This window comes from Kitasatospora saccharophila (assembly GCF_039529925.1).
Lineage (GTDB): Bacteria > Actinomycetota > Actinomycetes > Streptomycetales > Streptomycetaceae > Kitasatospora > Kitasatospora saccharophila.
Genome location: NZ_BAAANS010000023.1, coordinates 93,943 through 118,463 on the forward strand (window position 1 = coordinate 93,943; position 24,521 = coordinate 118,463).

Annotated in this window: 23 protein-coding genes; 15 read left to right on the top strand and 8 right to left on the bottom strand. The window is 73.7% G+C overall.

From position 1 onward, the window contains the following. Positions 1 to 203: 203 nt before the first annotated feature. The gene (locus ABD345_RS18245) at positions 204 to 938 is read right to left on the bottom strand and encodes an MBL fold metallo-hydrolase (RefSeq protein WP_344553303.1); all 735 of its coding nucleotides are present in this window, start codon (positions 936 to 938) and stop codon (positions 204 to 206) included. Between the two features lie 253 nt (positions 939 to 1,191). Between ABD345_RS18245 and ABD345_RS18250 the strand changes: the two genes are divergently transcribed. Then, entirely contained in the window at positions 1,192 to 2,007 is an 816-nt protein-coding gene (locus ABD345_RS18250; protein ID WP_344553305.1) for an aldolase, read from the top strand. Further along, positions 2,004 to 2,915, top strand: coding sequence for a dihydrodipicolinate synthase family protein (locus ABD345_RS18255; RefSeq protein ID WP_344553307.1), 912 nt, complete (start codon positions 2,004 to 2,006; stop codon positions 2,913 to 2,915). Before ABD345_RS18250 ends, ABD345_RS18255 begins: the two co-directional genes overlap by 4 nt. Positions 2,916 to 2,948: 33 nt before the next feature. On the opposite strand, the gene ABD345_RS18260 is transcribed toward ABD345_RS18255, so the two are convergent. Then, entirely contained in the window at positions 2,949 to 3,515 is a 567-nt protein-coding gene (locus tag ABD345_RS18260; RefSeq protein ID WP_344553308.1) for a helix-turn-helix domain-containing protein, read from the bottom strand. A 165-nt stretch (positions 3,516 to 3,680) separates the two neighbouring features. Between ABD345_RS18260 and ABD345_RS18265 the strand changes: the two genes are divergently transcribed. Then, positions 3,681 to 4,976 carry a DUF4241 domain-containing protein gene (locus ABD345_RS18265; RefSeq protein WP_344553310.1) on the top strand — a complete coding sequence of 432 codons (1,296 nt, stop codon included), beginning with the start codon at positions 3,681 to 3,683 and terminating at the stop codon, positions 4,974 to 4,976. Positions 4,977 to 5,032: 56 nt separating this feature from the next. Next, positions 5,033 to 5,701: a CGNR zinc finger domain-containing protein gene (locus tag ABD345_RS18270; protein WP_344553311.1), complete on the top strand. Its 669-nt coding sequence runs from the start codon at positions 5,033 to 5,035 to the stop codon at positions 5,699 to 5,701. Between the two features lie 72 nt (positions 5,702 to 5,773). Here ABD345_RS18270 and ABD345_RS18275 read toward each other — a convergent pair whose 3' ends face one another. Then, positions 5,774 to 7,210 (bottom strand): glyceraldehyde-3-phosphate dehydrogenase, encoded by a 1,437-nt coding sequence (locus tag ABD345_RS18275; RefSeq protein WP_344553313.1) that lies wholly within the window; start codon positions 7,208 to 7,210, stop codon positions 5,774 to 5,776. Positions 7,211 to 7,494: 284 nt separating this feature from the next. Beyond that, entirely contained in the window at positions 7,495 to 8,514 is a 1,020-nt protein-coding gene (locus tag ABD345_RS18280; protein WP_344553314.1) for a glycoside hydrolase 5 family protein, read from the bottom strand. Between the two features lie 92 nt (positions 8,515 to 8,606). Between ABD345_RS18280 and ABD345_RS18285 the strand changes: the two genes are divergently transcribed. From ABD345_RS18285 to ABD345_RS18320, 8 genes are all read left to right on the top strand, one after another. Further along, positions 8,607 to 9,203: a TetR/AcrR family transcriptional regulator gene (locus ABD345_RS18285; protein ID WP_344553315.1), complete on the top strand. Its 597-nt coding sequence runs from the start codon at positions 8,607 to 8,609 to the stop codon at positions 9,201 to 9,203. Positions 9,204 to 9,393: 190 nt separating this feature from the next. Further along, entirely contained in the window at positions 9,394 to 9,924 is a 531-nt protein-coding gene (locus ABD345_RS18290; RefSeq protein WP_344553316.1) for an EF-hand domain-containing protein, read from the top strand. Between the two features lie 184 nt (positions 9,925 to 10,108). After that, positions 10,109 to 11,203, top strand: coding sequence for an isocitrate/isopropylmalate family dehydrogenase (locus tag ABD345_RS18295; protein ID WP_344553317.1), 1,095 nt, complete (start codon positions 10,109 to 10,111; stop codon positions 11,201 to 11,203). Further along, on the top strand, positions 11,200 to 11,826 hold the full coding sequence (locus tag ABD345_RS18300) for a cysteine hydrolase family protein (RefSeq protein WP_344553318.1): 627 nt from the start codon (positions 11,200 to 11,202) through the stop codon (positions 11,824 to 11,826). Before ABD345_RS18295 ends, ABD345_RS18300 begins: the two co-directional genes overlap by 4 nt. Next, positions 11,823 to 12,716, top strand: a complete 894-nt coding sequence (locus ABD345_RS18305; RefSeq protein WP_344553319.1) for an SAM-dependent methyltransferase — start codon at positions 11,823 to 11,825, stop codon at positions 12,714 to 12,716. The genes ABD345_RS18300 and ABD345_RS18305 overlap by 4 nt, the downstream gene beginning before the upstream one ends. 66 nt (positions 12,717 to 12,782) lie before the next feature. After that, entirely contained in the window at positions 12,783 to 13,610 is an 828-nt protein-coding gene (locus ABD345_RS18310; RefSeq protein WP_344553320.1) for a PIG-L deacetylase family protein, read from the top strand. A 175-nt stretch (positions 13,611 to 13,785) separates the two neighbouring features. Further along, positions 13,786 to 14,823, top strand: coding sequence for a LysR family transcriptional regulator (locus ABD345_RS18315; RefSeq protein WP_344553321.1), 1,038 nt, complete (start codon positions 13,786 to 13,788; stop codon positions 14,821 to 14,823). A gap of 191 nt (positions 14,824 to 15,014) precedes the next feature. Further along, positions 15,015 to 17,708: a collagenase gene (locus ABD345_RS18320; RefSeq protein ID WP_344553322.1), complete on the top strand. Its 2,694-nt coding sequence runs from the start codon at positions 15,015 to 15,017 to the stop codon at positions 17,706 to 17,708. Positions 17,709 to 17,771: 63 nt separating this feature from the next. Here ABD345_RS18320 and ABD345_RS18325 read toward each other — a convergent pair whose 3' ends face one another. After that, positions 17,772 to 19,007 (bottom strand): hypothetical protein, encoded by a 1,236-nt coding sequence (locus ABD345_RS18325; RefSeq protein WP_344553323.1) that lies wholly within the window; start codon positions 19,005 to 19,007, stop codon positions 17,772 to 17,774. 414 nt (positions 19,008 to 19,421) lie between these two features. Between ABD345_RS18325 and ABD345_RS18330 the strand changes: the two genes are divergently transcribed. Then, positions 19,422 to 20,216: a hypothetical protein gene (locus ABD345_RS18330; protein WP_344553324.1), complete on the top strand. Its 795-nt coding sequence runs from the start codon at positions 19,422 to 19,424 to the stop codon at positions 20,214 to 20,216. 32 nt (positions 20,217 to 20,248) lie between these two features. Here ABD345_RS18330 and ABD345_RS18335 read toward each other — a convergent pair whose 3' ends face one another. Beyond that, positions 20,249 to 20,623, bottom strand: coding sequence for a DoxX family protein (locus ABD345_RS18335; RefSeq protein WP_344553325.1), 375 nt, complete (start codon positions 20,621 to 20,623; stop codon positions 20,249 to 20,251). A 149-nt stretch (positions 20,624 to 20,772) separates the two neighbouring features. Between ABD345_RS18335 and ABD345_RS18340 the strand changes: the two genes are divergently transcribed. Both ABD345_RS18340 and ABD345_RS18345 read left to right on the top strand, forming a co-directional pair. Then, positions 20,773 to 21,264 (top strand): MarR family winged helix-turn-helix transcriptional regulator, encoded by a 492-nt coding sequence (locus tag ABD345_RS18340; protein ID WP_344553326.1) that lies wholly within the window; start codon positions 20,773 to 20,775, stop codon positions 21,262 to 21,264. A 618-nt stretch (positions 21,265 to 21,882) separates the two neighbouring features. Then, entirely contained in the window at positions 21,883 to 22,143 is a 261-nt protein-coding gene (locus ABD345_RS18345) for a hypothetical protein (RefSeq protein WP_344553327.1), read from the top strand. Between the two features lie 459 nt (positions 22,144 to 22,602). Here ABD345_RS18345 and ABD345_RS18350 read toward each other — a convergent pair whose 3' ends face one another. Then, positions 22,603 to 23,049 carry an Lrp/AsnC family transcriptional regulator gene (locus ABD345_RS18350; protein WP_344553329.1) on the bottom strand — a complete coding sequence of 149 codons (447 nt, stop codon included), beginning with the start codon at positions 23,047 to 23,049 and terminating at the stop codon, positions 22,603 to 22,605. 332 nt (positions 23,050 to 23,381) lie between these two features. Continuing rightward, positions 23,382 to 24,365 carry a helix-turn-helix domain-containing protein gene (locus ABD345_RS18355; protein ID WP_344553330.1) on the bottom strand — a complete coding sequence of 328 codons (984 nt, stop codon included), beginning with the start codon at positions 24,363 to 24,365 and terminating at the stop codon, positions 23,382 to 23,384. Between the last annotated feature and the right edge of the window lie 156 nt (positions 24,366 to 24,521).

Below are 24,521 nucleotides of genomic sequence, written 5' to 3' on the forward strand. Positions count from 1 at the left end.
CTTCGGCGGCGAACTCGGCGCGCGGGTCGGCGGCCGCGAAGGAGACGGCGGCGGCGCACCAGCCCCGGTCCGCGCCGTAGGCGTAGAGCCGGCAGGCGGCGCCGGGGCCGAGTTCACCGACGCGGCCGGTGGCGTCCCGGCCCTCGGCGGGTCCGTCCAGGCGCCAGGTGACGGCACCGGACGGGTCTCGGCGCCCGGCGCGGTCAGCGCAGTTCGAGGAGGTCCGCGAGGCCGGCCGCGGCGAAGGCGGCGAGCAGGGGTTCGCGGCCCTCGGTGAAGTGCGCCCAGCTGTCGAAGTGGACGGGGACGACCCGGCGGGCGCCGAGGATGCGGGCGGCCTCGGCGGCGCGGGCGCTGTCGAGGGTGAGCAGGGCGTTGTCGAGCAGGCCGGTGCGGGCGGCGCCGGCGAACAGGACGGCGGTGTCGACGGGGCCGAAGCGTTCGGCGATCCGCTCGACCACCCGCAGCGAGGCGTTGTCGCCGCTGACGTAGACCACGGGCAGGCCGTCGCCGGTCAGGACGAAGCCGATCACCTCGCCGACCAGTGCCTCGCTGCCGTCGGGCCCGTGCTGGGCGGGTACCGCGGTGATCGTGACGGCGCCCAACCGGACGCTCTCCCAAGGGGCCAGGCCGCGCGCGGTGCCGCCGAGGCGCTCGGCGCCGCCCCGGGTGGTGAGGGTGAGCGGGACGTCGGCGAGCAGCTTGCGGCCGCTGTGGTCGAGGTTGTCGGGGTGCTCGTCGTGCGAGAGCAGGACGGCGTCGAGCGGGCCGAGTTCGGCGGGGTCGACGGTGCCGGGGAGGGTCTTGGTGAGGGACCGGCCGCCGCGCGGGTAGACGCCGGGCTCGTCGAAGGTGGGGTCGGTGAGCAGGCGCAGACCGCCGTACTCGATCAGGGCGGTGGGGCCTCCGAAGACCTGGACGGTGGGGACAGCGGTCATGGCGCACCTCGCGAATCGACGATCCCCTCACGGGGAAGTCTGACTTTATCCGTGAGAAGAACCTAGCGATCTCTCACGGAGAACCGCAAGCTTTCCCGTGAAGTCGATCCGACCGGCCGTCAATTCGCCCTCTGCATCGATCAGTCGACATGTCAACCACCGGAACATTCCGCACTGCCTTCAGGACACAAGGTGTCCTATAGTGAACTCAGTGTTCAGGGCATCGCCGAACCCCCGAAGGAGGCCCCCGGACATGGCCGACAGCTTCGCCACGCCCAAATCCGCCCTGGTCGAGCTCGCCCAGCAGCGGATGCGCACCGCCATCCCCGACAACGACTGGTCGATCCGCCAGAAGCTCGCCCTCACCTGCCGCATCCTGTTCGACGCCGGCCACGACTCCGGCCTCGCCGGGCAGATCACCGCCCGCGCCGAACGGCCCGGCACCTACTGGACGCAGCGCCTCGGCCTCGGCTTCGACGAGGTCACCGAGGACAACCTGCTGCTGGTCGACGAGGACCTCGACGTGCTGGCGGGCGAAGGCATGGCCAACCCCGCCAACCGCTTCCACTCCTGGGTCTACCGGGCCCGCCCGGACGTCAACTGCATCATCCACACCCACCCGCTGCACGTCTCGGCGCTGTCCATGCTGGAGACCCCGCTGGTGGTCTCGCACATGGACCTGTGCCCGCTGTACGACGACTGCGCGTTCCTGGAGAAGTGGCCCGGCATCCCGGTCGGCAACGAGGAGGGCGAACTGATCTCCGCCGCGCTCGGCGACAAGCGCGCCCTGCTGCTCGCCCACCACGGGCAGTTGGTCGCCACCGCCAGCGTCGAGGAGTCCTGCACCCTCGCCGTGCTGTTCGAACGGGCCGCCCGGCTCCAGCTGCTGGCCTCCGCGTCCGGCCGGATCCAGGAGATCCCCGACCTGCTCGCCCAGGAGGCCCACGACTGGACCTCCACCCCCAAGCGCAGCCAGGCCAACTTCGCCTACTACGCCCGCCGCGCCCTGCGGGCCGGCCACGGCGACGCGCTGACCACCACCAACTCCCTTGAGGACGGCCCCCGTTGAGCAAGCTCGCCCTGGACGGCGTGATCGCCTACCCCGTCACCCCCTTCGACCCGGTCGACGGCGGCGTGGACACCGTCCGGCTGGCCGCCCTGGTCGACCGGCTGGTCGACGCCGGGGTGCACGCCGTCGCCCCGCTCGGCTCCACCGGCGAGAGCGCCTACCTGGACGACGCGGAGTGGCGCACCGCCGCCGAGACCGCGATCGGCGCGGTGGCCGGCCGGGTCCCCACCGTGGTCGGGATCGCCGAACTCACCACCAAGGGCGCGGTGGAGCGCGCCCGCTTCGCCGAACGGGCGGGCGCGGACGCCGTGATGGTGCTGCCGCTGTCCTACTGGCGGCTGGACGAGCGCGAGGTGACCCGGCACTTCACCGAGGTCGCGGACGCGGTCGGCGTCGAGGTGATGGTCTACAACAACCCCGCCACCGCCGGGATCGACCTCTCCCCCGAGCAACTCGTCGGCCTGGTCGAGTCGGTGGAGAACATCACCATGGTCAAGGAGAGCAGCGGCGACCTCCAGCGGATGCACCGCCTCGCCCAACTCTCCGGCGGCGAACTGCCGTTCTACAACGGCAGCAACCCGCTCGCGCTGCCCGCCTTCGTCGCCGGCGCGGCCGGCTGGTGCACCGCCGCCGCCTGCCTGGTCCCGGAGCAGGTGCTCGCCCTGCACCGGGCCGTCCGCTCCGGTGAACTCGCCACCGCCCGCGAGCTGTTCGGCCGACTGCTGCCGCTGCTGCAGTACATCGTGACCGGCGGCCTGCCCACCACCGTCAAGGCCGGCCTGGCCCTGCGCGGCTTCCCCGCCGGGGCACCCCGGCCGCCGCTGCTGCCGCTGGACGGCGACCGCTCCGAGCGACTCACCGCCCTGCTGCGGGAGATCGACGCGTCACCCGCCCTGCCGACCACCTGACGCCACGCCACGGGCGCGTCCCGACCCCGTCCTTCACGGCAGGGCCGGGACGCGCCCGTCCGCCGCGCCCGGCTCGTCGTGGATCACCACCAGGACCTCCGCGGGCCGCCCGTCCGTGCTGCGGCAGCGGTGCGGCAGCGCGGCGTTGAAGTACACGCTGTCGCCCGGCCCGAGGCTGACCGTCCGCTCCGGGAACTCCAGCTCGGCGTGCCCCGCGTGCACGAACAGGAACTCCTCCCCGGGGTGCGACTTGAACGCCTCCACCGGCCCCTCCACCGGCGGGTACATCATGAACGGCACCATCCGCTTGCCCGGCAGCGCCGCCGCGATCCCCTCGTACCGCGCCCCCGCCGCCCCGCCCAGCGGCGTCCGCTCCCCCGCCCGGACCACCGTGACCAGCTCCGGCTCCACCTCGTCCGAGAACAGCCGCCCCACCTCGACCCCGAGCGCCTGCGCCAGCTTCAGCGCCGTGGAGATCGACGGCTCGCTCAGCCCCCGCTCCACCTTCGACAGGTAGCTCTTGGTCACCCCCACCTGCGCGGCCAACGCCTCCAGGCTGAGTCGGTTCTGCGTGCGCAACGCCCTCAGTCGGCCGGCCATCCGAATCACGTACCCCTTGCTCCGTCGATCCGCCCATCCTCCCACCCCGCCCGTCCCGCCCGTCCGCCCCGACCATCCATCCGTCCGCACCGCCCGTCCGACCCGACCGTCCGACCCGACCGGTAGCCTGCGCAGCCGGAACGACGGACGGACGGGACGATCGACATGACCGAGACGCGGCTCGAAGCGCACTACTGCGACGGCTGGGACCCCGCAACCCGCAGCAGCGTCCGCCCGCTACCGCGTGCCGAGGCCGAGCGCCGGGACGCCGCGGGCGAGCCGTACGCCGTGGTGTTCCGCGCGCCGGGACGGGAGCAGCCCGTCGCCGTGCTGCACCTGGCGCGGGCCGGGCAGTACGCGGAACTGCACCGGTTGGACCCGCAGGGACGGCGGACGTTCGAGATCGACCTGCGCGCCCTGGAGCCGGGGCGGCTGTTCCTGCGCCACCTGACCGAGTGGCGCTACGAGCGCCCCGAGCAGCCGGACCGGGCCACGGACGCCTGGCGGAAGGTCCTGCTGCTGCTGCCGGACGGGCGGGGCCGCCAGACCGTGAACGACCGGGGCGACGGGGGCGGTTCGTACCAGACCGCCGCCGACCTCCCGGTCGAGTCGAGGTGGCTGCCCGATCCGCGGTTCGGCCACTGGGCGGAACTGCTGGCCGTCGGCCGGCTCGGCGGCACCGGCCCGCTGCCAGAGATCACCGAGCCGCCCCTCGACCCCGCACCGCCGCAGCCCGCCGGGCCGGCCGAACCCTTCGGCTGGCGGCCTCCCCGCCCGGCCACCCCGCCCTGGCCGGAGGAGCTGTTCACCCCGGGGGCGACGTTCGCCCACCGGTTCCGGGCGGGGACGGTCACCGTCGAACCGCCCCGCACCATCACCGAGATCGCCCTGCCCAGCGGCCGCCTCGCCGTCCACGACCCGCTCCACCTCGGCCGGGACGAACCGATCGTGATCGAGGTGCCGCCCGGCAGCTACCCGGTGCAGGAGAGCCGTTCCAGCTTCGGCAGACCCGGCGGGAACGCGAACGGGGCGAATCCGATCGGGGCGGACGCCATCGGGGAGAGCTACGCCCTGCGGGTGCTGGTGAGCGGGAAGCCGCCGGCGAGCTGGACGCCGGCCGTCCCGCCCGGTGGGGACCCGCGGCTGCTGGGCGACGGCGAGTGCTTCGGCTTCGGCACCGACTCCGCCACCGGCAGCTTCGCCGACGCAGACGCCCGGCCCTCGTTGAGCGCCCGCTACAAGCAGTACCTCACCTCCCGCGTGAAGGACGGCGTCGAGACCTTCGACTACTCCTACGCCAAGGTCACCGACGCCGGAACGGGTGCCGGACTGCTCGGCTTCCCCCTGGGCGGCGACGGCACCGTCCCGGTCTGGATCGGCCGCGACACCGACGGCGCGGTCGCCGCCGTCGTGGTGCCCGACCCGTTCGAGGTGTACGTCCTGGAGCCGGCGGTCGGCTGAACACCCCTCCCGCACACCTCTCCTCACGGGCAACCGCTGGCTTTACCATGAGGGACATGAGCCAGCGCACCACCGCCCCCGCCGTCGAGCCCGCCGAGCCCACCGAGCCCACCGAGCCCACCGAGCCCACCGAGCCCACCGGGACCGTCGCACCGCCGCCGCCCGTGCCGGGGGCCGAGCGGTACCCGGCGCTGGACTTCGCCAATTCGCTGCTGACCCTGCCGGGCGGGGTGCTGGACCTGTTGGGGGAGCCGGGGGCGGCGTCCCGGTGGCTGGTGGAGCACGGGCTCGCGCCGGAGGCGGGGCGGGTGCTGGGGCCGTGCGCGGTGCGGCTGCGGGTGTTCCGGGGGGCGGTGCGGGAGTTGCTGGACGCCCGGGTGGCGGGGCGGCCCGCGCCGCCGGGGGCGCTGGCGGCGGTGAACGAGGCGCTGTCGGCGGCGCCGTCGGTGCCGCTGCTGTGCTGGGACGCCGAGCGGGGCCTGCACCGCAGTCTGCCGCACCCGGCGGACCGGATCGCCGACCGGGCGATGGCCCGGCTGGCCGCCGACGCCGCCGACCTGCTGACCGGCCCGGACGCCGAGCGGCTGGCCCGGTGCGGCGGCGCCCCGTGCAGCCGGTTCTACGTCCGCACCCACGCGTCCCGGCACTGGTGCTCGACCCGCTGCGGGGACCGCGTCCGGGCGGCCCGCGCCTACGCCAGGAAGCGGGCCGGGAAGGGGAGTTGAGGCGGCGCCGGGAAAGGGCGCGGGCCCCGGCCGACCGGCCGGGGCCCGCGGAACCGCACCGGGCCCGCCGCGTCAGCGCGTCGCGGCCGGGAAGGTCGGGTACTCGACGCCGGAGACGTGCTGGACGACCCGGACGACCTGGCAGGAGTAGCCGAACTCGTTGTCGTACCAGAGGTAGAGGATCGCGTTGTCGCCCTCGACCTTGGTCGCGCCCGCGTCCACGATCGAGGCGTGCCGGGAGCCGATGAAGTCGCTGGAGACCGCGTCGGGCGAGTCGATGAAGTCGATCTGCCGCTTCAGCGGGGAGGTCAGCGAGACGTCCCGCAGGTGCTCCAGGACCTCCTCGCGGGTGGTCTCCCGCGCCAGCTGGAGGTTGAGGATGGCGATCGAGACGTCCGGCACCGGGACGCGGATCGAGCTGCCGGTGATCTTCGCCTGGAGTTCCGGGAGCGCCTTGGCGACGGCGGAGGCGGCGCCGGTCTCGGTGATGACCATGTTGAGCGGCGCGGAGCGGCCCCGGCGGTCGGCCTTGTGGTAGTTGTCCAGCAGGTTCTGGTCGTTGGTGAACGAGTGGACGGTCTCCACGTGGCCGCGCAGCACGCCGTACGCGTCGTTCATCGCCTTCAGCGGCGGCACGATCGCGTTGGTGGTGCAGGACGCGCAGGAGATGATCCGCTCGTCCGGCTTGACGGTGTCGTGGTTGACGCCGTGCACGATGTTCGGGACGTCGCCCTTGCCGGGGGCGGTCAGCACGACCTTGGCGATGCCGGGGCGCAGGTGCTTGGAGAGGCCCTCGCGGTCGCGCCAGCGGCCGGTGTTGTCGATCAGGATGGCGTCGTCGATCCCGTAGGCGGTGTAGTCCACCTCGCCGGGGTCGTCGGAGTAGATGACCTGGATCGCGTTGCCGTTGGCGACGATGGTGCCGGTCGCCTCGTCCACGGTGATGGTGCCCTGGAACTGGCCGTGGATGGAGTCGCGGCGCAGCAGCGAGGCGCGCTTGACCAGGTCGTCGCCGCCGCCGTTGCGGACCACGATGGCGCGCAGCCGCAGGCCGCCGGCCTTCTCGACCAGCAGGCGGGCGAGCAGGCGGCCGATCCGGCCGAAGCCGTAGAGGACCACGTCGCGCGGGGCCTGGCGCTCCAGCTTGTTGGCGCCGGTCGCGCCCGCCACCGCTTCGGCGGTGAACTCCGCCGGGGACAGGCCCCGGTCGTCGGCGCGGTGGGCCTCGGCGAGCAGGCCGAGGTCGATCTGGGACGGGCCGAGGTCGAGGGCGGCGAGGGCCTGGAGGAAGGGGAAGGTCTCGGTGATCGAGAGTTCCTCGCCGGCGATCTGGCGGGCGAAGCGGTGCGTCTTCAGGATGCTGACCACCGACTTGTTCACCAGGGAACGGCTGTGCAGCAGGATGGTGACGTCCCGCTCGCGGTGCAGCCGCCCGATGATCGGGATCATCGTCTCCGCGAGTTCCTCGCGGTTCTTCCAGTCCGTGAACACGTCGTCGTTGACAGTCACAATTCAACTTTCGAGGGTAGGCCGAGCTGAGGGCAGGCCGATTTGAGGGTTGGCCGAGCTTGGTCGCGCCCCCATGCTAGCCAGCGCCGCCGCCCCGCCCCGGGGCCGGTCCCCCCGCTGACCAGCGGTGGTTCGCCCCGGCCCGGACCGGCGGACGTGACGGTGGCCACACCGGGCGGGGCCCGCCCGGCCGCCGGCCTTCCCCACCAGGCGAGTTGACGCCCCGTCAGCTCACGGATGGCCGACCGGCGGGCGTGACCAACATCACTTTGCACCGAACTCGGCTACCGGGCAGGGGAGTTGAGGCCGTCCGCCCGGCGGTCGCGGTCGAGGACGGGGCCGAGCTCGGCGATCAGGCGACGGTAGGTGTCGAACGCGGGCTTGGGCGTGTGGTCGTCGCGCAGCAGCCCGAAGTGCGGGAACAGGCCCGTCCCGGCGCTGTCCGCGTCGCGCAGCGCGAACAGCGCGTAGCCGTCGATGCCGAGGCTCCCGGCCCGGTCGGCGACGGTGCGGACCACCGTCTCCAGGACCCGCGCCTGGGCCTCCTCGGAGCGGCCGGGGCCGGTCGGCCAGCCGTTCTCGCAGATCCGGATCGGGACGCCGGCGGGGATGCCCGCCTTCGGCAGGTCGGTGTGCCGGAAGGTGTCCAGCAGCCAGCCGGTAGCCTCGGCGAGCCGTTCGGCGGGGACGGGCCGGAAGACGTCCGGGAAGCAGTCCAGGCCGACGTAGTCGAGCGCGTCCAGGAAGCGGTCGTCGGCGAGCCGGCCCAGTTCGGGCCAGAAGGCGGCGCCCGGGTCGGGGCTGGGGACGGCGTTGAAGCCGACGGTGGCGTCCAGGCCGAGCGCGCGCACCTCGTCCTTGGCGGCGACCACCCCGGCCACCAGCGCCGCCAGCACGTTCGGGACGCTGCCGTCCAGCACCGGCAGGTCGGCGTTGGGCTCCTCGCAGACCTGCACCGAGCCGAGCCGGCCGCCGAGTTCGCGCACCTGGCCCCGCACGTACGCGGCCCAGCCCGCCAACGAGCCGGTGGGTTCGCGGAACTGGAGCACCAGGTCGATCCGCCGCCCGGGCCGTCCCAGGTACGCCTCCCAGCCGTCGGGGGTCTGCGGCGGCGCGGGGACGGTGGCGGCGAAGGAGCGGTAGACCCGCACCCGGAAGCGGGGCTCGGCGCCCTGCAGCAGGTCGAGCGCCTCGGCGATCCGCGCCGGGTCGTCGGGGCGGACGGGGTGCAGCAGGCCGTGCTCGTCGCCGAGCAGTCCGCCCGGGTAGATGCCGAAGGTGAACTGCCGCTGCGGGTGGGCCATTTCGCTCTCCTCGTGGTCCGTGGAAGGTCTCGGGGAAAATCTTGGTGTGACACCAATTTTTTAGTGACCCTACCATTCCGTACGATGGGCGGATGGGCCTTCGCGAGACCAAGAAGCAGCAGACCCGCACCGCCATCGCGGACGCCGCGCTCCCGCTGTTCCTGGAGCACGGCTTCGACCGGGTCACCGTCGCCGAGGTCGCCCGGCACGCGGGCGTCTCCACCAACACGGTGTTCAACTACTTCCCGACCAAGGAGGACCTGTTCTACGACCGGCAGGACGAGGTCGAACGGCACCTCGCCGCCCTGGTCGACCCGCTCCCGCCCACCGCCTGCTGCCCCGCCGCGGCCGTCCGCGACGACCTGTGCGCCGCCCTGCGCCGCGCCGACCCGGCGATCGGCCTCGCCCCCGGCGCCGCCGACTTCTTCCGCACCGTCGAGGCCAGCCCCGCCCTGCGCGCCCGCGAACGCGAGATCGGCGAACGCGCCGAAGCCGCCCTCGCCGCCGCCCTGCCGCCCTCCCCCGGCGCCCCCCTGCTGGCCGGCGCCCTCACCGGGCTGCACCGCGCCGCCCTGCGCGAACTGCGCCGCCGCGTCCTGGCCGGCGACCCGCCCGCCACCGTCGCGGCCGACCTCGCCACCGCCGTCACCCGCGCCTTCGCCCCGCTCTGCACCTGCCCCGCACGCTGAACCCCGCCGCCCCCACCGGGCCCGCGCCGCGCCTCGGCCGCACCAGGTGCCCACCCGTGCCCCTCCGTCACTCCCGCGAGTGACGCACCACCGGATTCCCGGCCCTCGGGGCCCGTCCGTCAGCAGAGTGGTCCCGGACGGGCCCGCGCGCACCGAGCCGGGCCGCCGCGAGTGGAGGGACGACCGTCTCATGGGACACGAGGCCGATCAGCGGGCCGCGCTGGTGTTCACCCTGTTCGACGCCAACGGCAACGGGGTGCTCGACCCCGACGACTTCAAACTGATGACCGAACGGGTGCTGGAGGTCGCCGCCGACTCGCCCGCCGCCGACCGGCAGGCGCTCGCCGACAGCCTGGACGACTACTGGCGGGTGCTGTCCGAGACCTTGGACACCAACGGCGACGGGGTGATCAGCCCCGAGGAGTTCAACGGCTTCGTGCTGAACCCGAAGCTGTTCGGCGCCACCGCGTCCCAGTTCGCCGACGCGCTCGCCGCGCTCGGCGATCCGGACGGGGACGGCCTGATCGGGCGGGGCCGGTTCCTCGCCCTGATGACCGCGATCGGCTTCCGACCGGCCAACTCCGAAGCCCTGTTCGACGCCTTCGGCCCGGACGCCGAGGACCGGATCACCGTCGCCGTGTGGGCCCAGGGCATCCGCGACTACTACTCGCCCGAGAAGTCCGGCATCCCCGGCGACCGCCTGCTCCCGCAGCCGGCCTGACCCCCGCGGCACCACCGCACTCACCGCCCGCGGCGCGCCGCGTCGCACCGCCACGCGCCGCGCCGCACCCCCACGCCACGCCCCCACGTCCCCCCACGCACCGCACCCCCCACCCCCCACGCACCGCACCGCACCGCACCGCACCGCACCGCACCGCACCGCACCGCGTCCAAGGAGTACCGCAGTGACCGCTCCCCTCATCGCCCTCGCCGTCGGCCGCGGCACCGGCCCCGACCTCGCCCCCGTCTTCGAGCGGGTGCTCGACCGGGTCACCGGACTGCACGGCACCCGGGTCCGGGTGGAACGGTCACCGCGGACCTACCACTCGTACGTGTCGCTGCGGGCCGAGGCCGCCGGTACCGCGGAGTTCGCCGCGATGACCGAGCAGGACGCCGCGCACTACGAGTGGTTCTGCCGCGAGCAGGCGGCCGCGGGGGCGCGGGCGGTGTTCCGGACCGCGATCAACGCCCAGTCGCTGTACCTGGTGCGGCAGCGGCTGGCCTCCGTCAAGGTCGAGTCCCTCACCGCCGGGACGGCCCGGCTGCTGCTGGTCCGCGACCAGGCGCAGGGCTTCTACACCGGCGAGAACCGGCACACCGGCGACCGGGTGGTGCGCACCATGGAGTTCAGCCGGGCCGTCACCGAGCAGGTGGTGCGCTACGCGGTGCGCCGGGCCCGGGAGTCGTGGCCCGAGGGCCCGGCCCGGGTGCTGCTCGCCTACAAGTACCACCTGCTGGACGGGGTGCTGGACGGCTGGACGGCGGACCTGTCCGCCGAACTCGGCCTGGACGTCGCCCCGTTCCAGCCGGACACGGTCAACCGCAACCTGATCGCGCACGGCCCGGAGGACCGCACGCTGCTGGTCGCCGGGAACGAGTGGGCGGACATCATGCACGTCGTCCTGCTCGACCGGTACGGCTCGGAGCGGCAGGAGAACCGCTGCGCCGAGAACGTCCACCTGCACCCGGCGCTGGCCGGACTGACCGAGTACCAGACCGTGCACGGCTCGGCCGACGACCTGGCCGGACGCGACCTGGTCAACCCGGTCGCCACGATCCGGGCCGCCGCCCGGATCGCCGAGCGGCACGCCGACTGCCCAGGTGCGGAGGCGGCCGTCGAGGCCGCGATCGCCACCGCGCAGGCCCGCGGCGTCCGCACCCCCGACCTCGGCGGGACGGCGTCCACCACCGAGGTGGTGGACGCCGTGCTCGCCGCCCTCGCCGGAGCGTCCGTGCCGGGCCAGGACCGGGCCGGACGCGCCTCGGCGGCCTCCCGGTGAGCGCCGCCGGCACGGCTCTGCTCCTGGTCGACCTGCAGAACGACTTCTGCGCGGGCGAGGTCGCGGCCGCGCGCTTCCCCGGCGACCCGGCCCTGCTCGCCCGGGCCACCGCCAACAGCGTCCGGGCGGTGGAACTGGCCCGGGCGGCGGAGGTCGAGGTGCTGTTCGTCCGCTTCCTCGGCGACCACGCCCACCAGGGCCCGGCCTGGCGGCGCCGGGACGCCCGGCTCGGCAAGCGCCCCAAGTGCCTGGAGGGCAGTTGGGGCGCCGAGTTCCACGGCGTCCGACCCCGGCCGGACGAGGCGGTGTTCACCAAACGCGCCTGCTTCGACGCCTTCCAGGACCCGGACCTCGAACCCCACCTGCGCCGTCGCGGCATCCACCACCTCGTCCTGGCGGGCCTGTTCACCGACGTCTGCGTGGACTCCACCGCCCGCACCGCCTTCCAGCGCGGGTTCCACCTCACCGTGCTGCGCGACTGCACCACCGCACTGCACCTGGCCGACGCCGACATCCTGCGCTTCATGTCCCGGGTGTACGGCGCCCGGATCACCGAACTCGACCAACTCCCGTTCACCGAAGCGGTGTTCGACGGGGACGAGAGCACGGCGGGGCAGCGGTGACCGCCCTCGACACCCCCGGGGTGGAGGCGGGCGTCGGCCGGACCGCCCTGCTGGTCGCCAACGCCCGCGCGCTGGAGGCCCGGCGCAGCGGGGCGCTGGCCGTCGACCCGTTCGCCGAGCACTTCGTCCGCGCCTCGCCGGGCTGCGCCGACTGGCCCCTCGACCCGGAGCAGGTCTCCCCCGACGACCCGCTGTGGGGGCGGCTCGCCACCTACTTCGCCCTGCGGACAAGGGTGTTGGACGACCACCTGCTCGCCGTGACGGCGGCCGGCACCCGGCAGGTGGTCCTGCTCGGCGCCGGCCTGGACACCCGGGCCCACCGGCTGCCCTGGCCGACCGGCACCACCGTGTGGGAGCTCGACCGCCCCGGCGTGCTCCGCTTCAAGCAGCAGGTCCTGGACGGGCTCGGCGCCGCCCCGCGCGCCCACCGCCACACCGTCCCGGTCGACCTGCGGGAGGACTGGACGGGCGCGCTGACCACCGCCGGACTCGACCCGTCCCAGCCGGTGGCCTGGCTCGCCGAGGGCCTGTTCCTGTACCTTCCGGCGGCGGGCGAACTCGCCGTCACCGCGGCCCTGGACGGCCTGAGCGCCCCGGGCAGCACCCTCGCGTACGAGGTCAAGGCCGCCCCGGAATCCCCCGCGGTCCGGGCCGCGCCCGTGTACGCGGCGGCCCGCGAACGCCTCGGCATCGACCTGCTGGCCCTGTTCGCCCCCGGCCCCCGCCCGGACAGCGCCGCCGCCCTGACCTCCCTCGGCTGGACCTGCACCGTCCGCACGCCCTTCGACCACTTCCCCGGCACCCTCCGCGCCGAACCCCACGACGCCCTGGCCGCCAACCGCTGGGTGACCTGCGTCAGACCACTGACCGCCCCGCCGCCCCGGCCGTAGAACCCGCCACGAGGCATAGCGTGGCGGGGAGTTCACGGAACCGTACGCGGAAGTGGTGGAGGCGCAATGGAACTGCCGGACGTACTGGGCGTGTTCGCGCACCCGGACGACGAGTCGCTGGCGGCGGGCGGGCTGCTGGCCCGGCACGCGGAGGCCGGGGCGCGGACCGCCGTGGTGACCGCGACCTGGGCGGAGGGGACCCACCGGGTGCCCGAACTGGCGCGGGCGCTGGCCGAGTTGGGAGCCGGGGCGCCCCGGTTGCTGGGGTACGCGGACGCGAAGGTGCCGGAGTCCGCGCCCGGTGCGGCCCGGCTGCTGGACGCGCCGGTGGAACAGGCGGTACGGCGGCTGGTCGCCGAGCTGCGCGCCTTCCGGCCGCACTGGGTGGTGACCCACGACGCGCACGGCGGGATGACCGGGCACCCGGACCACCGGCGGACCCACGAGCTGACGGTGCGCGCGGTGCACGCCGCCGCCCGGCCGGACTACCACCCGGAGCTGGGCGAGCCGGTCCGGGTGCGGCGGCTGCTGCTGGCGACCCACCCGGCCGGGGCGGCCCGGGAGCTGGCCCCGCTGCTGCTGCGGCCGGGGCGGGCGGCGCTCACGGTGCCGGACGGGGACGCGGAGGCGCTGGACGTCTCGCCGTGGCTGGAGCGCAAGCTGGCGGCGGTGTTCGCGCACCGCTCGGAGGTGGAGCGCGGCGCGCTGCCCGGACGGCTGGCGGCCGCGTCCCCGGCGGACCGGGCCCGGATGGCGGGCACCGAGTGGTACCAGCGCCACCCGCTGCCGGACCCGCCCGACCTCGGTTCCGCGACTGCCACCGCCTCGGCCACCGCTACCGCCACCGCCTCCGCCGCCGCCGCCGCCGGAACGGTCCGTGCACCGTCCGCCTGACCGCCCCCTGGACGGCGGCGGGTCCGCCGTCCAGGCATTTCCCACCGTCCGGGGACTTGACGCGGCACTGCCGGGAAGCGAAGGTGAGCGAAACCATCTGACATGTTGCGTGTGACATTGCATAGACCGATGCCACCGCCGAGGCGGGGCCGCCCGCACGCGAGGAGGGCCGGCCGTGGATCTCGAACTGCGGCACCTGCGGGTGCTCTGTGCGATCGCCGACAGTGGCAGCGTGGGGCGGGCGGCAGCCGCGATCGGCGCCTCCCAGCCCGCGACCAGCACCCAACTGCGGCGCATCGAACACTACTTGGGCGCGGTGGTGTTCGACCGGACGGCGGCCGGCGTGGTGCCCACCACCTTCGGCGCCGAGGTGCTGGCAGCCGCCCGCGAGGTGCTCTCCCGGGTCGACCGGCTGGGTCAGGCCGCCGTGCCGGACGGCGAGCGCCCGCACCGCGAACTGCGACTGGCCGCCGACTGCCCGGTCCTGCTCCCCGGCACCCTGTCCCGGGTCCGACAGCTCAGACCGGAACTGCGCTTCGCCCTGGCCCCGCACCGGAGCCCCGCACCGCCCCCGAGCCCGACCCCGACCCCGAGCCCGACCCCGACCCAAGACCCGGCCCTGACCCAAGACCCGGCCCCGGCTCCGACCTCGCAGCCGGACGCCGGGGCGCCCTTCGACCTGGCACTGCTGCTCGACCACCCCGGCTCGGGGCTGCGCGCGACCCCCGCCCTGGCGGCGCGCGCCGTCGCCACCGAGCCGGTGTTCGTCGCACTGCCCGCCGGACACCCGCTGCGCCACCACGCCGAACCCGCGCCGGCCGACCTGGGCGGCGAGACCTGGCTGCTGCCCACCACCGACGGCGCGCCCTGGCCCGCGCTGTTCCGGGCGGCCTGCGAGGCGGCCGCGTTCGCCCCGGCCGGGGTGCGCGAACTGCCGTGCGGGCAGCGGGAGGTGCTCGACCTGGTGGCCGCCGGGCTGGGCGCGGCCCTGGTGCCGGGCAGCACCGCGCCGGTGCCGGGCGTCGCGGTCAAGCCGCTGCTGGGGGCGCCGCTGTGGCTGCGGCACGTGCTGCTGTGGCGGCGCGCCACGATCGGCCCGGGCCTGGCGGACACGCTGTTCGGGGCGGCCGCCGCCGCGTACCGGGAGCTCGCCGCCGAGGCCCCCCACCTGCACAGCTGGGCCGGGCGGACGTTCCGGCCGCCGCGCACCTGAGCCGTCCGACCGCCCCGCCCCCGTCCCCGTGCCAGCCTCCTCCCCCAAGGTCTTCCCGGGCGTGTTATGCCGCGTCCGCTCGATGTCATATGACCTGTGACATTGTTCTGACTCGGCCTCCGGTGCCAGGATGCTCACGCGTCAACCTCCCCCATCTGATGCTCAGTGAGCTCCCTCCCCCAGGAGATGCAGTGCGTCTGCGGATACCCCTCCCCACCCTGGCGGCCGGTCTGCTGGCCGGCTGTACCGTCGCGGCCACCCTGCTGCCGGTGACCTCGGCCGCGGCCGCCACCGGCGGGCAGTCGGCGCAGGCGGCCGGTCCGGCGGCCGCCGCCCCCGCCTCCGCCGCGGCGCCCGAGGCCCCCGGCGGTGCCGTCCCCAAGCCGCTCGGCCCGATCGTCGAGGCCGCCCCCGACACCCTGACCCCGGTGGCCGCCCCGCTGCCGCCCGCCCTGCTGGGCCAGGTCCAGATGGGACAGCCGAAGGGCACGGCCGTCCAGACCACCCCGCGCCCGGCCCGGCAGAAGGCCGGACAGAACGCCGGACAGGACGCCGGTCAGAAGGCCGGACAGAACGCCGCCGGCAACCCGGTCGCCAAGCCGAACGGCGCCCCCGGCCCGGTGGCCGGTGCCGCCGGCGCGCAGGCCGCCGCCGCGCAGAGCTGCACCTACGCCGACTTCGGCAGCCGCTCCGGCGCGGACCTGGTGAACTTCGTCAAGTCCTCGACGAACACCTGCGTCAACTCGCTGTACAACGTGACCGGCACCGACGCGGGCGCGATCTTCAAGCAGGCCGACATGGTCACCGTCGCGAACGCCTTCAAGGACCTGGCGGCGGCCTACGACGGCACCAACGGCTCCGGCATCCTGCAGCTGGTGCAGTTCCTCCGGGCCGGCTACTACGTGCAGTCCTACTACCCGTCCCAGGTGGGCGGCTACGGCGCCACCCTGACCAACGCCACCCGGGCCGGCCTGGACGCCTTCTTCGCGGGCACCCGCTGGAAGGACGTCACCGACGCCAACGGCACGGTGCTGTACGACGTGCTGGTGCTGACCGACAGCGCCAACATCCAGGCCGGGTACCTGAACGTCTACCAGCAGGTGCTGAACGGCTACGACAACGGCTACAACGCGACGCCGAAGATGGTCAACGCCGTCAACTCGGTGCTGTTCGCCCCGCTGTGGCGCGGCAACTGGAACACCGACTTCGTCAACGCGATCGGCGCCGACACCAGCCTGGTGACCACGCTCGGCAACTTCGCGCTCGACCACCGCGACCTGCTGGGCACGTCGAACTCCTTCCTGGACGTCAACGCGGGCAACGACATCGCCCGGATGGCCGGGACGTCCACCGCCGTGGAGACCGCCGCCAAGCCGCTGATCAAGCAACTGCTGGACACCACCCGGATCCTCGGCAGCTCCGGCCCGCTGTACGTGCACGTGGCGTTCAACGCCAACACCTACGACAAGGGCCAGTGCTCGTACTACGGCACCTGCGACCTGCCGACCAAGCTGGCCGACGCCGTCCTGCCCAACGTCCTGGTCTGCGACAACAAGACGCTGCGCGCCCAGGCCCTGACGGTCGCCCAGCTGCAGCCGGTGTGCGACAGCCTGCGCGGCGAGGACGCCTACTTCCACAACCTGGTCAAGGACGACGGCCCGGTGCCGAACCAGTACGGCAGGACGGTCGTCATGCCGGTGTTCGCCAGCGCCGCCGACTACCAGACCTACTCGTGGGCGATCTATGGCAACTCCACCGACAACGGCGGCCAGACCGTCATGGACGTCACCGACCCGAACAACCAGCCGGTGTGCGTGATGTACCAGAAGTCGTGGAACGACGACTTCGCGGGCAACGTGTGGAACCTCAACCACGAGTACACCCACTACCTCGACAACGTCTACGACATGAAGGGCGACTTCGCCGCCGAGATCTCCGTCCCGGACATCTGGTGGATCGAGGGCGTCGCCGAGTACCAGTCGTACGCCTACCGGGGCGTCACCGACACCCAGGCGATGGCCGAGGCGGCCAAGCACACCTACCAGCTGTCGACGCTCTTCCAGAACACGTACGACAACTCGGACTCCACCCGGGTCTACCCGTGGGGCTACCTGGCCGTCCGCTACATGTTCGAGAAGCACCCGGCCGACGTCCACACCATGCTCGGCCACTTCCGCACCGGCGACTACCAGGGCGGGTACGCGGTCTACAACGGCCTCGGCACCTCCTACGACGCCGACTTCGACGCCTGGCTGACCCGGTGTGCGAACGGCGCCTGCTTCGCCACCGGCCCGACCGCGCTGTTCGACCAGTCCGTCAGCGGCGCCACCGTCACCCTGACCGACCGCTCGGTGGTCACCGACTCCCCGGCGCAGATCACCGGTTGGCACTGGACCTTCGGCGACGGCGGCTCCTCCGACGAGCGCAACCCCGCGCACACCTACGCCAAGGCCGGCACCTACACCGTCGCGCTGACCGTCACCGACGCGGGCGGCCGCACCACCGCCACCCCGGCCTCGGTCACCACCACCGTCGACGGCGGCAGCACCGCCCTGCCGACCTGCACCGACCAGCGCACCGACGCGATGGGCCAGAACTGCCAGCGCACCGGCCTCGCCGCCACCGCCGGCAACCTCGCCTACCTGTACGTCTACCTGCCCGCCGGCACCAGCACCCTGAAGGTCACCGCCAACGGCGGCACCGGCACCGCGCACCTGTACTACAACGAGGACACCTGGGCCTCGCCGAGCGCCTTCACCGCCTCCTCCACCCTCCAGGGCACCGCCCAGACCCTCACGGTCACCAACCCCACGGCCGGCTACCGCTACCTGAGCCTGTACGCGGTCACCGACTTCTCCGGCGTCACCCTCAGCACCCGGTTCTGACCCGCCGACCCCCACCCGAGGCAGCCGCGGCCCCAGCCGCGGCTGCCTCCGGCGTCCCCGCCCTCAGCCCAGCCGCCCGGCCGCGACCTCCCGCAACTCGTCGTACTCCCCCGGGCTGTCACGCAACTCGGCCAGCCGGACGGCCAGTCGGCCGTCCAGGGGGACGTGCCGGACGGCGTACAGCCGGGCGTCCCGCTCGCAGTCCCAGAGCGACTCGCCCAACAGCGGAGCCGCCGCGCCCGGGTCGATCGCGTGCAACGCCTTGAGGTAGGACGGGCGTTCGTAACTGTGCGGAGTGAGCTGCCAGAACCGGCGCAGCAGCGGGGCGGCCTCCGCCGCGACCGGGCCGAACCGGGCCAGGCCGTCGGCCACGGTCTTCGGCCCGCACCACGTGCGCTCCTCCCACTGGTTCGCCAACTCGGCCACCAGTCGCGGAACATCACCGACACCGCCGTACTCGGCGAGCACCCGCACCCCGAGCCACTGCAACCAGTGGCGGCCGTCGACGGCCCACTCCCGGGCCGGGCCGACCGCGAGCGGACCGAGTCGCCGCACCGCGCGGCCCACGCCGCCCAGCCCCCGCACCCCGAAGCCGTCGCGCCCGTCGGTCGTCAACTCCGGTACCAGCGTCAGCAGTTCGACCGGGACGGCGGGGCGCTCGGCCAGGATCCGCACGGCTTCGTCGCGCTCGCGGTACGGGGTGTCCGGATCGGCCAGCGCGGCGAGCAGCCGGTCGGTGCGGGGCGTGATCCGCAGCTCCCGCCGGGCCGGCGGCGCGGCCTCCCGGGCGGGCAGCAACTCCCGCCAGCTGAGCCAGGGTTCGGACCTCCAGTGCGCGGGCCGCTCTCCGCCGAGACGGCGCACCGCGTCCGGCCCCAGGTCCTCCCACCAGTGGGCCGGCCAGTTGTCCGCCAGGAAGGACAGCGTCTCCTGCCACCACTCGCCCTCCCGCACGTGGCGGCGCAGCGCCTCCCGAGCCGACTCCGAACCCAGCAGGGCGAGTGGGGCCAGCGCCTCCCGGGCCCGCTCGGAGCCTTCCTCGCCGGGGCCGTCGAGCAGTTCCAGCAGCGGATCGATCGGAACGCCCAACTCCCTGATCAGATAGGCGTGGTAGTCACCGCGCTCGTCAACGCCCCAGTCCCACCGGGTGTCCCGCCGCAGGCAGTCGAGCACCGCCGCGACCCCGGCCTCGCGGTCGGCCATGGCGTACGCCCACCCCAGCCCGCGGCCGCGTTCGAGCGCGCCGAGCAGGGTGCCGGGCGGGGAGTAGGACCAGCCGGTGCCTTCGGTGTCGGTCACGAGCGACGAGGGTGCCCGACCCCGGAGCCGGACGCGAGCGCTTTTCCGACCGTCCGGCGCGTCCCGCTCTGGGGGCTCAACCCGCTTACGGGGCCCAGCCGGTGGCGGCGGCCCGGGGTTCGGCGAGGACGACGACCAGGTCCACCACGCGGAGAAGAGCTGCCGGGGGGCGAAGTGCTGGTGAACGCGCGCTGCGAGGACGGGACCTCCTCCGGCGGGGGTCCGTTCTCGACGGCGCGGGTCACCCGGTCCCGTCGGAGTTCGTGTCCTGTCAGAGGAGGACGCCCACGGCCCGCAGCCCATTGGACGGGTCCCGGAGGCAGTGACAGAACGTAGCGGCACGCGCTATACCGGGGGCGTGCGGCGGGCACGGGGCGGGCCGGTGGCCCGCAGTCCGTCGGCGGGGGGAACGGCATGGGATCGATCGGTGTGCTGTGCGCGGCGGCCGCGCTCGTCGTCGCGGGGTTGCTGCGCTGGCTGCCCGTCCGGGGGCGGCCGGAGGGGCTGACGGCGGTCGGGGTCGCGGGTCTGCGGGGTGGGAGAGCGGCCGCGCCGGCGGTGGCCGCGGTGGAACTGCACCTGGCGGGAACGGTCGGGGTCGGACGGTTCGGGCGGATGCGGCGGCTGGTGCACAGCGGCCCCGGGCGCGGCCTGACACCCCTGCACCGGGCGCTGTGGGCCGCGTTCGGCCGGGAGCTGGCGCTGGCCGACGCCGCCCGCACTCCGACCGCGCGGCGGGCCGGGGACGAACTGCTCGCCGACCTGACCGCCCGCGGCCTGCGCTGCGGCCGGGCCCGGCTGGCGGCGGCCGTCGTGGCGGCGCTGGCGGCCTGCGGCACGGCCGTGGCCGTCGCGGTGCGGGGGAACCTCGTGGCGGGCCTGCCGTCGGCGGTGCTCGCGCTCGCCGTCCTGGCCGCCCCGGCGCGCACCCTGGCCGGGCACCGCCTGCTGCGCGCCCTGCGCCGCCGCCACCCGCTCCCGACCGGCTCCGGAGCCGAAGTCGAATCCGGGGCCGGGGCCTTGGAGGAGCGGGGCCTGCTGGTCGCCCTGCACGGGCGCCGGGCGATGCGGCTGCTGGCACCGGAGTTCGCCGCCCGCACCGCCCTGCTCGGCGGCCGGGCCCTCCGGGAGACCGTCGTCCGGGAGGACCCCGCCCCGTACGGCTACAGCACCGGCGCCCCCGGCGGCGACCCCGAGCACCACATGTGAGCGGGCGCGCCCGGGGCCCCGGGGCGGGTGGCTCAGAACGCGTAGGGCCCGAAGCGGCCCCAGGCGACCAGGGCGGCCAGGGCCAGCAGGACGAGGTTGACCGGGAGGGACTTGGCCTCGCCGCGGCGCAGGTGGACGATCGCGGCGCCGACCATGGTGACGCCCAGGCCGGTGGCGGCGCAGGGGACCAGGACGGTGGCGATGCCGGTGACGGCGGGGAGGACCAGGCCGAGCGCGCCGAGCACCTGGGTGGCGCCGAGCGCCTTGATCGCGCCGGGGGCGACGTCCTCGGCCCAGCCCATGCCGGAGGCGACCAGCTTCTCCCGGGGCTGGCCGAGCTTCATCAGGCCGGAGGCCAGGAAGGCGAGGGCCAGGACGGTGGCGACGATCCACAGGGTGATGTTCATCAGGCGCTTCTCTACGTGTTGACTTGAATGTTCAACGAGAAGGTAGGCGGCTCCGAGTTGAAGAGTCAAGTCAACCGACGGGAAATCCCGGTTGAAGCTTCACGTCGGACCCGGCTCCGCCCCCGGGACGCCCACGTACCATGGCAGCCATGAGCACCGACGAACCCCGCTGGCTGGATTCCGCGGAGGAGGAGACCTGGCTGGCCATGGTCACCCTGCTCATGCGCTTCCCGGCCGCCCTCGACACCCAGCTGCAGCGCGACGCGGGCCTCTCGCACTTCGAGTACCAGGTCCTCTCCGGGCTCTCCATGACCCCCGGACGCACCCTGCGGATGAGCGTGCTGGCCGAGTTCGCCGCCTGCTCGCTCTCCCGGCTCTCGCACACCGCCAAGCGCCTGGAGGGCCGGGGCTGGCTGCACCGGACCCCCGACCCGGAGGACGGCCGCTACACCCTGGCGGTGCTCACCGACGAGGGCATGGCGAAGGTCGAGGCCGCCGCCCCCGGCCACGTCGCCGAGGTCCGCCGCCTGCTCTTCGACCCGCTGACCAAGGCCCAGTACGGGCAGCTGAAGTCGATCAGCGGCCGGGTCAACGACGCGATCGGCCCGCTCCGGGGCTGCCCCTCGCACCCCGCGCCCTGACCGGCGGCGCCCGTTCCCCACCGGTGCGTGCCGTGCCACCGATCCCAGATCGATTGTCACCGAAGTCGGACCGGCGGTCGTCAGTGACAGCGGAGTCGGGCCGCCGCCGGTCAGGACCCGGGGCAGGAACCACCGGTCGCGGTGTCCGACTGCGCTTGCCGACGGCGAACGCGCCTCGTCCCTGCGGGTTCCGAGATCCGGAGGAGCGGTGGCGGCGGTCAGTGGCCTGCCGTCCCGTGGCTTCCATCGCTCGAAGCGGCCGTCGGGGCCGCCGGGCGAACGTTCCACTGCGGGAGGTGTTCATTATTGAGTGCCGTCAAGAACGGGATCCGGCCCCCGGAGCTGACTGTCGGCCCGTGAGCCGGCGGTTTCATGGCGGTCTCGTTCGACGCGGGTACGGCCAATTTTTTCAGGGTGGCGAACCCCTGGAATTGTCCAGTACTTTCCTGGCCCTTGAGATGGTCGCATATCAGCCCTGCACCTTCCCGAACCGGTGATCCATCGGGCCGGAAAACCGAAAGAACGACGAACGAGGTGTTCCGGGATCCCTGCTCGCGCCCTGTCCGTTCTCGCTGCCACCGCCACTCTCACCGGGACCTCGGTCGTGGCACCCGCAGCGTGAGCGAACCCGCTCCCCACCGGTACCTTCCAGATCAAGAACGTGCAGTACGACCGCTGCGCCGCCCCCTCCTCCAGAAGTGGGAGCAGGCCACCGAAGCGATCAGCATCTACAACAACAATTCCCGGACGTTCCTCAAGGCACACTCGGAGTTCATCGAGACCGTCGTCCCGGGAGGGCCCACCGGCTACATCTGGGGCGCCACCCTGAAGGAGGCGCACAGCGCCTTGGACCCGACCGAGATGGCCTTCATCCCCTGATTCCCGAACCGGCATGCAGTTCCAGAGCGCCACTGGTCCCACCAGGGAATTATCGGACCAGCGCACTCCGAGCGGTCTGCTGGAAAAGAGCACCGGTATCCGGCCGGAGCGGGACGGAAGCTGCGGTGGTGCACTCGAAGCGGGCGATGCCGCTGAGCGCGTGGCGTTGATCCCGGAAACGCAGCTGACCGTTTGCTCCACCACCGGCGTGACCGACCTGAACGGCACTCTCACGATCACTTTTGGCCAGGAGCTGTCCGGTCGATCATCAGGTGCGTACTCCCGGCTCGTGATTGACCACGGCATTGCCCTGCCCTACTACCGCCTCCGTTCCAAAGACCCGCCCGGACGACCTGCCGTCACCGGGCCCGGAGCGGGTCCGGGACCCTGTCCGACTGAACGTGCCTGCCGCCGACGGGCGGACGGCCTCCGGGCCTCGGGCGTGATGCCGTTTCGCGGCTACGGGGTGCCCGCTTGCTCGGCCACCCGCGTCCAGGTGTTCATGATGATGAAGGTCCTGGTGCCCTCCACCTTGCCGGTCCGGCGCACGGCGTTGATCACCTGCTGAAGATGCTTCACGTCCCGGACCCGGAGCCTGAGCAGGGCGTCGGAGGTGCCGGCGATGCTGTGGCTCTCCTCGATCTCCGGGATGCTCTCGGAGATGCCCTGGATCTCGTCGCTGTCGGTCGCGCCGAGCAGTCGGATCTCGATGAACGCCTGAAGCATGCCCGCCCGGCTGTCCTCGATGACCGCGGTGTAACCGCGGATCACACCCGTCCTCTCCATGCGCTCGATGCGGCGCGCGCACGGAGCCGCCGAGAGACCCACGGCACGCGCGATCTCCGACACGGGCGCTCGCCCGTCCTTGCGGAGGATGGTCAGGATATGACGGTCGATCGCGTCCACGGCCAACTCCCCGAATCATGCGCGCCACGCACAAGTCACGCGCTGAAAGCTCCACTGCCCCTTGCAGATCGAGTGAACCACGCTCGACATGTGCGTGATGATGCCCGGCCCATCGCCTGCGGACCGTCCTGCTGTCATCGTCGTGGCGTCCGGGTGACCCCCCGGCAGGAGGCCCGCGCCGGCCGACCCCTACGGCGCGGACTCCGACCAGGTGACAGGTGCGCGGGCATCCCCGGCACCCTGCGGCCGGCCCCACACCCTGGGGCCGGCCGGGTCCCGGACCAGGTCCGCCAGCAGCGGTCACCGTGCAGGCCGGACCGCCCCGGACGGGCTCAGATCCAGCCGCGCTCCCGCGCCCGGACCCCCGCCTGGAACCGCGTACCGGCGTCCAACGCGACCATCAGAGCCGCCACTCGCCGCGTCGCCGTGCGCACGCTGACCCCCAACTGCCGGGCGATCGCCTGGTCCTTGAAACCGGCGTGCAGCAGACGCACGAGCACCAGGTCCTCCTCGCTGGGCCCCTCCTCCGCCTCCTCCACCTGAGGGGCGAGCAGGGGTTCGGCGCGTTCCCAGTACGCCTCGAACAGCTCGATCAGCCCGTCCAGCAGGCCCGACGGATGCACGAGCAAGATGGATTCCTTGCTGCCACCGGTCAGCGGCACCATCGCCACCCTGCGGTCCACGATCCGCGCCTTGAAAGGGAGATGACGCAGCAGCCGCGACTTCTCACCGAGGGCGGCGAGCCGCAGAACGGTCTCCATCCGGCCGGGCGGAGCGATCGACTCCAGGCAGTACACACCCCGGATGTCCACGCCGCGCTCCGCCCAGGCGCGGGTGGTCGTCTTCTCCTGCTCGTGGAAGTGCGGCTGACCGACCGCGTCCAGGTACGGCGGCTTGTCCAGCGTCCACAGGTGGGTGGTGACGGACCGGTTCACCTCGTCGATCCGCCGGGCGATCGCCTCCGGGTCCGAGAGCACCTCCACCAGGGCTTCCGGGTCCGACCTCAACTGGTTGGCCCGGTAGAGGCGGTGGAGGCCCGACATCTCCGCCTCCACTTCGCCGTACATCGCCTCCGCCTCGGACCGACGCCGGTGCAGCAGGGCCGAGAGCGCCGACCGGGGGCTCACCGCTTCCCATCGGCCCCGGCCCACCCGCCGTACGAGGCCGAGATCGGCCAGGCGCTTCAACGTCTGTCCGGTACGCGGCACGCCGGCACCGGCGCTCTCCGCGAGCTCGGCCACCGTGCACCGCTGTCCGGACAGCACCGCCCGGTACACGCTCTCGTCGAACGGGCTCACACCCAGGGCTTCCAGCACGACCAACCCTCCTTGCCACACCAGCGGACGGCGCCGAAGGCCCGTGCCCCGGGGCGGGCCGACCGGTCCTCCCGCACGTGGCGCGTTTGGTCACCGCGCCAAAGAGGCCATCACATTATCTGGACAGTCGGTGTTCGTGCGGCGTTCACTCGTCCC